This is a genomic window from uncultured Veillonella sp. (assembly GCF_938010505.1).
In the GTDB taxonomy this organism is placed as follows: domain Bacteria; phylum Bacillota; class Negativicutes; order Veillonellales; family Veillonellaceae; genus Veillonella.
In genome coordinates, this window is the sequence record NZ_CALLVP010000106.1 from 1 (window position 1) to 12,471 (window position 12,471).

Sequence of the window (12,471 nt, forward strand, 5' to 3'; positions counted from 1 at the left end):
GCTATGCTAGGTGTTAGTTATACAAAAAATAATGGTCAAGTTATTTTAGGCCCTGCACCAGAAGCATCTACGGTGAAAGCACCTTATACATTGCAAACTCCATTGGCTTGGGCTTTTGATCCATGGACAATGGAGGGCACTCCATATCAGGCAAAACTCAATACGAGCGGAGATAACATCATTTCTCCAAGTTGGTTTAAATTGCATAGCTTAGGTTTAGAAGCAAGTCCAAATGTAAATATTGATTATGTGAAAGCATATAAGGATAAAGGTTACCACGTGTGGCCATTGATTACTAATCGATTTGATGCTGGATTTACAAGTGGTATTTTGGCGGATCAATCGGTTTGGAAAAAGTATGCTCATAACCTTGTTCATTATGCATATGTATATGGTTTTGACGGCTATAACTTCGACTTTGAAAATATCGATTATTCTGACCGCGACCGTTTAACATCTTTTGTAACATATTTATCTAATCATTTGCGTCAGTATAATATTAAAACTTCTATCGACGTAACTGGTTACTCTGATAGCCCTGAATGGTCCTTAGTATACAATCGTAAAGCTTTTGCCGATACAGTAGACTATGTGGTTCTTATGGCGTATGACGAAACTTGGGCTAAGAGTACTACAGCGGGTCCTGTTGCAAGTTATCCTTGGGTTCGTAGTCATACTGAAAGAATGCTTTCAGAAGTGCCTTCTCATAAGTTAGTGCTTGGTGTACCATTCTATATGCGTTTATGGCGTGATACTAATGGTTATGCTAAAAGCGAAACATTGGCTATGAAGAATACAGTCAATTACTTTGCTAATTACAAAGATAAAATGACTTGGGATGATCGATTAAAGTTATACTATTTATCAATCCCAACAGCTTCTGGTTCCAATCGTATTTGGTTTGAAGATAATACATCGTTAGGCTTAAAACTTGATCTCGTAAAAGAATTAAAGCTCGGTGGTTTTGCAGCATGGCGTAAAGGTTTTGAAGATGCTTCTACGATTGCCATGATTCAAGAAAAAGACTTAGGACGTGGTATACCTAAATCTACTAAATCTGTTGTTTCTGAACCTATAGTAGAGGAAGCAAAACCATTGTCTAAACTTGAGGCCTATAAATTGCGCTTGGAAGAAAAAGAAAAGGAAAAAGCAGCTAAAGCAGAAGCTAAACGAAAAGCTAAAGAAGAGAAAGAACTAGCTAAACGCAAAGCAAAGGAAGAGAAAGAACTAGCAAAAGGCAAAGCAAAAGAAGAGAAGGAACTAGCTAAAAATAAAGGCAAACAAGAAGCTGAACAAGCTTTACCAACATCTATTCAAGTGGTAAAACGCTAGTGTTTGACTGCTTTTGCTGGAAGTAGTAAAATAAAAACATTGATTATAAAACGGCAACTAAAAAGGTTGTCCATATGAGGAGGCCCCTACATGAATGAAAAGTATGTAGCCCAAGATCTTGAGAAAAAGTGGCAACAGTATTGGGAAGATAACCATACATTCAAAACAGAAAATGATGAATCTAAAGAAAAATACTATGTATTAGAAATGTTCCCGTACCCATCTGGTAATTTACATATGGGTCATGTGCGTAACTATTCCATTGGTGACGTAGTAGCTCGTTTCAAAAAAATGAAAGGCTTTAACGTATTACATCCAATGGGTTGGGATTCCTTCGGTATGCCTGCAGAGAACGCTGCTATCAAACATGGTATTGCGCCAAAGACATGGACTCTCGACAATATCGAAAACATGAAATTGCAACAAAAAGCACTTGGTTTGTCCTACGATTGGGACCGTGAGGTAGCAACTTGTAAAGAAGATTATTACAAATGGACTCAATGGTTTTTCCAACAGTTTTATAAAAAAGGGTTAGCATATAAAAAAGAAGCAAAAGTAAACTGGTGTGAAACTTGTCATACTGTATTGGCAAACGAACAAGTCATCGATGGTGCTTGTTGGCGCTGTGATAATGCTGTTGAGAAAAAAGACTTGTCTCAATGGTTTTTGCGCATCACTAAATATGCAGATCGCTTGTTAACTGATTTGGATACTCTTGATCACTGGCCACAACGTGTTAAATTGATGCAAAAGAATTGGATTGGCCGCTCTGAAGGTACAGAATTTTCTTTTGAAGTTCCATCCATTAATGAACGCGTATCTGTGTATACAACTCGTGTTGATACTATTTACGGCGTAAGCTATGTTGTATTGGCTCCTGAACATCCATATGTAGAACGCCTCATTGAAAACGCTCCTAATAAAGCTGAATTAGAAGCTTTCATTACGCGTATGCGGAATATGAGCGATATTGACCGTACATCTACAGAGGCACCTAAAGAAGGTATGTTCACAGGCTCTTATGCAGTAAACCCTATGTCTGGCGAACAAGTTCCAGTTTGGATTGCTAACTATGTATTAGTAGACTATGGTACAGGCGCTGTAATGGGTTCTCCTGCACATGATGAACGTGACTGGGAATTTGCTCATAAATACGATTTGCCAATTAAACAGGTTGTAGCTTGTGAAGGCGAAGAATATAGCCTTGAAAAATGGCAAGAATGGTATCATGAAGATGGCATTCTAGTTAACTCTGGCGATTATAACGGACAAACATCTGAAGTGGCTCGTAAAAATATTACAGCTGCTCTTAATGAACGTGGCATTGGTGAAGGTAAAGTAAACTTCCGTCTTCGTGACTGGTTGATTTCTCGTCAACGTTACTGGGGCGTGCCAATTCCTGTAGTATATTGTGAAACATGTGGTGAACAACTCGTTCCTGAAGAACAGTTACCAGTACGCTTGCCAGAGGATGTTAAATTTGAATCTGGTGCCGTATCTCCATTGGCTACATCTGAAAGTTTCTTGCATACGACTTGTCCTAAATGTGGTGGTCCTGCGCATCGTGAAACAGATACGATGGATACATTTATCGATTCTTCTTGGTATTTCTTGCGCTATACAGACGCGAAAAATGATAAAGCTCCATTCGATAAAAAAATTGCTAACTACTGGATGAATGTAGACCAATATATCGGTGGTATTGAGCATGCTATCTTGCACTTGTTGTACTCTCGATTTTTTGTGAAAGTTATCCACGACTTAGGTCTTATCGAAGCTAACGAACCATTCCGCGGTTTGTTAACACAAGGTATGGTTCTTAAAGAAGGCAGTAAAATGTCTAAATCCAAAGGTAATGTAGTTTCTCCTGAAGAAATTATCAATACCTATGGTGCAGATACTGCTCGTTTATTCATTCTATTCGCGGCTCCTGTCGATCGTGACCTTGATTGGTCCGACCAAGGTGTTGAAGGCTCTTACCGTTTCTTAGGTCGTGTATGGCGTATTGTTGATGCGTACAACGGAGAAGCTAAGAAAAATGTTACTGGTGAACTTACAAAAGACGAATTTGGATTGCGTCGTGAGTTACACCGTGTCATCAAAAAAGTAACAGAAGATTTAGACAATAACTTCAACTTCAATACAGCAATTTCTGCAATCATGGAACTTGTTAATGCTATGTACGCTCATAAAGACAAAGCAGAAACAATTAATAGCGCTTTAGCTAATGAATTGATTCGCTCTTTATTGCTTCTTTTAGCACCATTCGTTCCTCACATGACAGAAGAGTTGTGGCATGAATTAGGTGAAACTACATCCATTCACACTGAAAACTGGCCTGTATACGAAGAAGCTGCTCTCGTAGTAGACGAAGTAGAAGTAGTATTACAAGTAAATGGTAAAGTTCGTGATAAACTAACTGTTTCTGTAAATATTACGAAAGAAGAATTAGAAACTATGGCTAAAGAGTCTAGCCGTGTTCAAGAGTTTACAGAAGATAAAAATATTGTAAAAGTTATTTATGTACCAGGTAAACTTGTAAATATCGTTGTTAAATAAATATAAATGATGATATTTTTGGTTAATATTGTAAGCCCCCAACTACATAGGTAGATGGGGGCTTATTTTTAAGAGAGGTAACTATGGCAAAACGTAACGATTATATTTCCTGGGATGAATACTTCATGGGTGTTGCCATTTTAGCGGCACAACGTTCTAAAGATCCAAATACACAAGTAGGTGCTTGTATTGTGAGCAATGATAATAAAATATTGTCTATTGGCTATAATGGGATGCCTTTAAATTGTAGTGATGATGATTTCACATGGGAACGCGATACGGCTGATGATAATAAATACTTCTATACCGTTCATAGTGAACTCAATGCCATACTTAATTATCGGGGAGGTTCTTTAGAAGGTTCTAAAATATATGTAACACTTTTCCCATGTAATGAATGTGCGAAAGCCATCATTCAAAGTGGTATTAAGGCCGTTATCTATCGCGATGACCTCTATAAGGATACAAAAGAGGTAAAAGCATCTAAACGGATGTTGAAAACCGCAGGTGTAGAAATTATTGAATACAAGCCAACAGGACGTACTTTGAATATCACATTGTGATGTAATGAAAATTTAATTGCTTTTAAAATCCCCTATATACAGTTGTATATAGGGGATTTCATTACCATTTATTTATGTTTATACTTGTAATCGACCATCGATCATGATATCTACTTCTTGGCCGTCACGAGTGTAGCCTTTGATATTCATATGTTTATGACCAATCATAAAGTCTACATGTGTTAAGGAGTGGTTTAAACCACGTTCTTTTAATTCGTCGTCAGATAAACCATCACTGTTTTTGAGGCATGTAGGATAAGAGGCGCCAATTGCTAGATGGCATGATGCATTTTCATCAAATAATGTTTCATAGAAGATTTGATTAGATTGGCTGATTGGGCTGAAATGATCAACTAATGCAACTTCGCCAAGGTAGTGTGAGCCTTCATCTGTCTCAACTAATTCTTTTAGTACTTCATAACCTTCTTTTGCAGTGTACTCTACAATTTTACCTTCTTTGAAAGTGAAGGAAAAATCAGAAATCGTATTGCCATGGTAAATTAAAGGTTTTGTGCTATATACAATGCCGTTTACACCATTGTAATGTGGTGCAGAGAAAATTTCTTCGGTAGGAATATTAGCATTGAAGATAGTACCATCTTTAGACGCTTCTTCACCGCCTTGCCAAATATGTCCTTCTGGTAATTCTAGTAAGAGGTCAGTACCATTTTCACAGGTGTAACGTAATGCTTTTAAATCTAGTTTATTAATTGCTTCGCGACGGCGGCGTAATTTAGCCATGTGGTGGCGGTACGTATCTTTTGGTTCAATGCCTTCGATGCGACAAAGTTTAAGCAAAGTTGCCCACAATTGGTCAATTTTTTCTTTATCAGTACCTTCGTAGCCGAGTAAATCTGCCCATAAAACTGTAGGTACAGAAGCAACACACCAAGTAACAGAGGAGTTCATAATGGCTGTGTGATAGAAGGATAAGGCTTTGTTTAAATTACGAGACTGTAAAGAAATACGTTCTGTCGGGATGCCAGCAAGGGCTTTAGGATTGGCACTAATTAAAGATAAGAATGCCGCTTTATCATCGATATATTGCTTATAGAATTCAGGAATCCAGTTAGCAGGTTTTTCTAAGACTGTTTCTTTGGCATGCATTAAACGTTGACGTGAAATAGGTGAACAGCGCCAGTTGAGGACAACCTCTTTAGCCCCCAATTGATAAGCTTCTTCTGTAACGATAACTGCAAAGTCTTTATTTTCCACATCAACAGAAATAACTAAAGTTTGATCTTGTTGTAAATTTACGCCGTATTGTAATAATGTACGGGCATATTTTCTTAATGTATCTTGATTCATTGAGTCTCCTTATATTCGACATCAATTATAAAACTCCTGCTTGTGTGACCAATAGAGTCAACGGTAGGAGTTTACTTTTATATTGGAAAATCCTTTAGTAGGAGGTGCATTATGAAAAGTAAATTGAAGCCGTATATGATAATTATATTAATCCTATGTATTTTAGTAGGAATTTATTTCCTATGGCCTATTATAACAGATGAAAGCGATTCTGTCCTAGCTGAAGGGGCAATAGATGGAAATTCTTCTATGTCAAATGTAGAACAATTTCCCAATAAACCAATTGCGTATATTACAGGTGCTGTTGTATCACCAGGATTGTATGAATACGAAAATTCAGCTACTTATGGAGATATGGTAAAGCTTGCAGGTGGGCTACTTCCTTATGCTGATGTAGAATCAGTCAATATGGCAAAACCAGTAAATGCGGGAGATCATATCCATATAGTATTTAACTTTCACGGTAATCCAGAGGTTTTATTGCGCGGTAATAAGATTAATATCAATACGGCAACTGCAAAGGAATTAGATTCATTACCAGGTATTGGTCCAGCTATGGCGAAGAGAATTGAAGAATATCGTTCGCAAAAGGGGCCCTTTACATCCATTGAAGGTATTAAGGGGGTGAAGGGCATTGGTGATGGAGTATATAAAAAGATTAAAGATAAAATTACAATCTAAATCAATAAGTAGACATGAAAACTTTCAGTATGCGGATCTATGTTTAAATCCTTTAGATTTAGTCAATAAGAAGCAATCTATAACTCATAGTCAATGGGCACATATTATATTGGGATCTATAATAATTGGTACTACATTAGGATATGGTAAATATTATCCAGTACTTAGTCAAATGCATTATATTTTTGCGATTGCCTTAGCTATTATTGGTGTAACTATTATTAAAATAATTCAATCTCATTGTAGGTGGCGTTTATTTGCCAATTTATTAATATTAGTTTTTGCTGCAATGGGATTATCCTATTATCATACAGACTTACAAATTATTAATTATAATAGCTATACATCATACTATTTACAGCAAGAAGGAGAATATCTAGGTACTGTTGTATCATCTCCTGAAATAGTAAATCTAGATGGACAGGAATATTACAAATATAATGTTACTCTTCATGGATTACATCCTTGTAAAGATACCGCAAAAAACTCCTATATAAAGGCTCAAGGACGTTTGCAAGTATACTCTAAGGTATCAGCTACAAATAACAAAATAAAATTGGGAGAACAAGCCATTATTGAAGGAATTCCAAAGTCTTTATTTCTCATCGAAGAGGAAGGTCGGATTAATCTTCGAGGCAGATATATGGGCTCTAATATAAGAGGACAAATTTATGATGGAGTTTATCGACCTGCCAGTGCTAAAGATTTACAAACATTTTCATATAAAGAGAGTATTAATGAAGAAATATATAGGAGAAGCTTATATCTATGTGGTCAAATACGAGAATCTATAGAAAAGAATATTGCTAGTAATCTAGATGGTACACAAAAGGTATTAGCACAAGCCTTAATCTTAGGTGGTTATTATAGTGAACTAGGGGAAGAACGGATGAAAGATTTTGCCTATACAGGGCTCATCCACATTCTATCTATATCTGGCTCGCATATTGCTTTACTATTAGCTTTAATTTATGGTTTAGGAAGGCTAGTTAAATTACGGAAGCGTACATGTTTAATTTGGGGTATATTAGTAGCTTGTATATATTGCTGTATCGTTGGTGGAGATGCACCAGTTGTACGTGCAACGGTGATGAGTATACTTATGTGCATAGCTTATGTGAAAGGGCGATTATACCAAGCAAAACAGGCTTTATGTATATGCGCCATTATATGTCTTGTATATGATCCTTTTTCTTTATTCGATGTAAGCTTTCAGTTATCCTTTGGTGCAACCTATGGTTTACTCATATGGGGAACAGTTCTATATGAACGAATACAATGGCTTCCAAGATGGATAAAAACACCTTTTGTATTATGTGTATCCGCACAATTACTTATATTGCCATTACAACTCTATTATTTTCACTATATTAGCATTGCAAGTTTGTTTGCAGCCTGTATAGTAGCGCCCTTATTAGATATAACAATCGTTTTAATTTTTATAAGCACTTTAGTTAGTTATGCGCTACCCATATCATATATGTGGTTAATGGTAGACATATTGTTACGTGTGTCTTTATATTTAAATCATGTGCTAGGTCGTAGTGGAAGCCTGTTATGGTTAGGTATGATGAACAGTTATTGCGCTTTTATATATTATGTGCTACTTGGGGTGTTTACGTATTTTTTGACTCATCAAAATAGATATACTAAGTATGTAATGATAACAATATTCCTAATGATCTGTTCTTTTGTAGGTTCATATTATGTTACACATCATCATACAAATACGTTAGTTCACTATATTCCTATGAAACAGTGTAATGTGTTACTTTGCATAAACCCAAACCATAGAGGAGCTCATCTATTAATTGATGCACCAGATTATATTAAAACTATACCGAATGAAAGGCTTATTAATCAGGCCATAAGGGCATATGGTGTAAATCCTAAAGATGTACAAATTGAGTACTTTCACAGTAATGGTTCTGCACAGGTGGTATATAAAAATGGTATGGACCAAATTGTCGTATATAATGGACAAAGTAGAGAAAAAAATCTAAAATTAAATGATAAGATTAATTCATTATATATAACGAGTCGATCCAATGTAATGAATGAAATAGGGCGTATTTCACCTCATAGTACAATTCTATTTGGCAGTCCACATGGTGCGTTACGTGATGTGGATCCTTCGTCAGAACATATGTATATTATGGGGTATAGCTATATTAAGGATATCTATCTGTGAAAGGAGGCACTATGGCACATATTGAACTCATTTATGGTGATGAGCCACAATTAATTGAAGAAGAAAAACGCAAATTTTTAAGTGCCTATCCAGACCTTCCAGTGACCGTATTAGACGATGAGGCGGGCCCACAGAAGATTAGTGAAAAGCTATGTGAAGATTCACTATTTGGCGATCAAAAGGTATTCTGCTTAGTTAACTTGCCTATCATTCGTAAAAGCGGCAAAAATAGCGATGCTTGGATCCCATTATATGAGCTCATCATGGAATATAATGGGGATAATCCAATTGTTTTGATTTATCATGATATGATAGATAAACGAATTAAGCAGAATAAAGAGATTTTAAATAAAATACCGAATCGTGAATGTAAGCGCCTTGAAGGGGCCGACCTTGTGATGTGGATTTGTCAGTATTGTACATCTCATGGCTTTAAAATGACACCTGATGCACAGGAATACGTAGTTCATCTCATCGATTTGTGGCAAGATGTACCTGTTTCGTTTATGCGAACTGAGTTTGATCGATATTTCTTGCAAATTACGGGAGATAAGGTGATTACCAAAGAATTTTTAGAAGAAAATGGCAGTGACTATGGTGCTAAAAATATTTTTACCTTTAAAGAAGCTCTTTTGAAGCGTGATATTGATACATTGCTTGAACTATTTCCGTTTATGTTTGGATACAAAGAACTGGACCGTGCTATGAGCTATATTGAGGGGCAATTACGTTTACAGCTATTGGTCAGTGAATGTCGTGAGGCCGGAATGTCGGTTCAAGCTATTCAAAACTTATGTAAGGACTATGATTCGTCGTTTAAACCATATCCGATTAAACTTGCCTATGAAGCGAGTTTTCGGATTTCTATTAAAGCCTTACGTGCCCTGTTAAAAGGTTTGTATGAGATTATTTTAGATAGTCGTAGTAGTAAGGGCGATATTTGGCGATTTAGAGATTTATGTATTACCTATTGTGGGTATAAGGGATAAAAATGAAAGTACGTTATCGCGTTGTACCAAAACAGAATAAGAAATCATCTTTCTATGTGAACTGTCATAGCCAACATGTGACGATTCAAGCTGCAGACTCCGCATTTTCTACATTGCTTAGTTTACGAGATAGATTATCTGCATGGTATAAGGAAAATAATATTTCCTTTGATAATATTCCAACCAATACTGACACATCTTGCTGTTTTGCTTGGAAAGTAAATACAGAGACTGGTGAAGGTTTAGATACTTATTACTATGGCGGTGGCTGTGGTGCAGGTGAATGGATTGAAGCTGCTGAAGTACAACGTGAAGCAGAAGAGGCTAAAAATCAGGCACCTAAAGGAAAATCTTTTGCAGGTTATGATCAAGAAGATGATTATGACAATCTTGATGATTTTGCACCATTCGTGGAAGCTGTAGAACTTGGGTATTTTAACAATAGTCCAATTGTTGTTTCTCGTCCTAGCCAAACAGCGGCAGCATCTAATGATGGTGATACTGTAGCATCTGTAAGTAGCACAGCTAAAAGAAGTAAAGGTTTTGCTCCTAAAAGCGTTACCAAATCCACATCTAAAGGTAGTGAAGGGGATGGAAAATATCCACGTCGTGCGCCAAAGGATGCATCTACTGATGAAGGTATGATTTTAGGCCCTAAAATTGAAGGGATTACTTCTAAAATCATGGGCACCTTAGATACACCCAGTGTTATCTTTGAAGGTGTACTGGTAGGTTTGGATAAACGTGATACAAAGACTGGTAAAAGTATCGTTAATGGTAGCATTGTAGATGATACTAATAGTATTAAATTCATCAAATTTACGAATAGCCCTGAAGAAGGGGATGCGTTACTTAAACAGTTAAAAGGTTTGCAACGTGTTCGCGTACAAGGTAGCGTAAACTTTGATGATCGCTTTGATAAAGACTACATTCTATCTATTCGTAGAATTGAAGCAGTGGAAACTACAAGTGTAGAGCGAACTGAAAACCGTCCAGATTCTCGTGTAGAGCTTCATTTACATACTAAGATGAGTGATAAAGATGCTCTCGTATCTGTTAAGGATTTATTTAAAACAGTTAAAAAATGGGGTCATCCTGCAGTAGCTATTACTGACCATGGTGTTGTACAAGCCTTTCCTGAAGCGCAAGCCCTTGGTAAAGAGTTAGGTGTTAAGGTTATCTATGGTGTAGAAGGTTACCTCATCGAAGATGAAACGGTAGCTCGCGATGAAGAACCTGTACTAGATAAAAAGAAGAAGAAGGAAAAAGATAAACGTTACCATATTATTTTATTAGCTAAGAATATGGTTGGTTTGCGTAATTTATATAAAATGATTTCCATTTCTCATCTTGAACATTACAAGGTGCGTCCTCGGTTGCCTCGTTCCGTTATCGAAGAACATCGTGAAGGTATTATCATCGGTTCTGCTTGTGAAGCAGGGGAACTTATGCAATCCATCGTTCGTGGAGCTACAAAAGAAGAGCTTTTGGACATAGCATCCTTCTACGATTATCTTGAAATTCAGCCACATACTAACAATATGTTTTTGGTTCGTAAAGGTCTCATGCCAGATGAGCAAGCCCTTATCGATATGAATAAGACCGTTATCGAATTAGGGGAAGCTTTAAATAAACCTGTATGTGCTACTTGTGACGTTCATTATTTGACACCAGAAGAGAAAATATATCGTGAAATCATGTTGACTGCATGTGGATATCCGGATGCAGACGAACAACCAGATTTACATTTACGTACTACAGATGAAATGCTTGCGTCATTCCCTTACTTAAGCGAAGAGAAGCGATACGAAGTAGTCGTTACCAATACACGTGCTATCAACGACAGCATTGAAGATATTAAACCAGTTCCTGATGGGACCTACTCACCTAAGATTGAAGGTGCTGACGAAGCTTTCACGGAGATGTGCTATAAAAATGCGAAGGCTATTTACGGTAATCCATTGCCTCGCGTAGTACAAGAACGTCTCGACTATGAACTAGACTGTATTATCTCCAATGGTTATGGCGTATTGTATTACATCGCTCATAAATTGGTAAAAAAATCTCTTGATGATGGGTATCTTGTAGGTTCTCGTGGTTCCGTAGGATCTTCCTTTGCAGCAACCATGTCTGAGATTACAGAGGTAAATCCATTACCGCCGCATTATGTCTGCCCTAATTGTAAACATTCTGAGTTCTTTGAAAAGGGCGAATATGCAGGTGGCTTTGACTTGCCTCGTAAAGATTGTCCTGAGTGTGGTCATGAATTACAAACAAATGGCCACGATATTCCATTTGCTATCTTCCTTGGTTTTGAAGGTGACAAGGTTCCAGATATTGACCTTAACTTCTCCGGTGATTACCAAGCAAAGGCTCATAAATACACAGAAGAATTATTTGGTCGTGATAATGTATTTAAAGCTGGCACGATTGGTACTATTGCGGATAAAACTGCTTTTGGTTATGTTAAAAAATACGCCGAAATTCGAGATATACAAGCCCGCAATGGATTCTTTGAACATTTAGCGAAAGGCTTTACAAATGTAAAGAATACTACGGGACAACACCCTGGTGGTATTATGGTATGTCCTCGAGATATGGATGTGCATCATTTTACGCCCATACAACATCCAGCGAATAAAAAGGAAAGTGGCGTATTAACGACACACTTTGATTATCACTCCATTGAAGGTCGTATGACTAAGCTTGATATTCTGGGCCATGATGATCCCACAATTATTCGTATGCTAGAGGATTTGACAGGTATCGATGCTAAGACAATACCATTTGATGATCCAAAGACATTGAGCTTGTTTTCCTCTACAGAGGGGATTGGTTTAACACCTGA

General features: G+C 37.0%; 8 protein-coding genes. 7 read left to right on the forward strand and 1 reads right to left on the reverse strand.

What is annotated here, in order from left to right:
• The 3 genes from Q0507_RS06490 to Q0507_RS06500 all read left to right on the forward strand — a co-directional run.
• Positions 1–1,332 (forward strand): glycosyl hydrolase family 18 protein (locus tag Q0507_RS06490; RefSeq protein ID WP_298714079.1); only part of this gene is annotated, 1,332 nt, incomplete at its 5' end.
• Positions 1,333–1,422: 90 nt separating this feature from the next.
• A complete protein-coding gene (leuS, locus tag Q0507_RS06495) occupies positions 1,423–3,891 on the forward strand; it encodes a leucine--tRNA ligase (protein ID WP_298714082.1) in 2,469 nt (822 codons plus the stop codon).
• A gap of 83 nt (positions 3,892–3,974) precedes the next feature.
• Positions 3,975–4,454, forward strand: a complete 480-nt coding sequence (locus tag Q0507_RS06500) for a dCMP deaminase family protein (RefSeq protein WP_004697136.1) — start codon at positions 3,975–3,977, stop codon at positions 4,452–4,454.
• A gap of 78 nt (positions 4,455–4,532) precedes the next feature.
• Here Q0507_RS06500 and Q0507_RS06505 read toward each other — a convergent pair whose 3' ends face one another.
• Positions 4,533–5,762, reverse strand: a complete 1,230-nt coding sequence (locus Q0507_RS06505; protein WP_298714084.1) for an aminopeptidase — start codon at positions 5,760–5,762, stop codon at positions 4,533–4,535.
• A gap of 111 nt (positions 5,763–5,873) precedes the next feature.
• Between Q0507_RS06505 and Q0507_RS06510 the strand changes: the two genes are divergently transcribed.
• The 4 genes from Q0507_RS06510 to Q0507_RS06525 all read left to right on the forward strand — a co-directional run.
• Positions 5,874–6,443 carry a ComEA family DNA-binding protein gene (locus tag Q0507_RS06510; RefSeq protein WP_298714087.1) on the forward strand — a complete coding sequence of 190 codons (570 nt, stop codon included), beginning with the start codon at positions 5,874–5,876 and terminating at the stop codon, positions 6,441–6,443.
• Positions 6,403–8,634, forward strand: coding sequence for a ComEC/Rec2 family competence protein (locus Q0507_RS06515; RefSeq protein ID WP_298714089.1), 2,232 nt, complete (start codon positions 6,403–6,405; stop codon positions 8,632–8,634). The genes Q0507_RS06510 and Q0507_RS06515 overlap by 41 nt, the downstream gene beginning before the upstream one ends.
• A gap of 11 nt (positions 8,635–8,645) precedes the next feature.
• On the forward strand, positions 8,646–9,623 hold the full coding sequence (holA, locus tag Q0507_RS06520; RefSeq protein WP_298714094.1) for a DNA polymerase III subunit delta: 978 nt from the start codon (positions 8,646–8,648) through the stop codon (positions 9,621–9,623).
• Between the two features lie 2 nt (positions 9,624–9,625).
• A partial coding sequence (locus Q0507_RS06525; protein ID WP_298714097.1) for a PHP domain-containing protein occupies positions 9,626–12,471 on the forward strand: 2,846 nt, incomplete at its 3' end.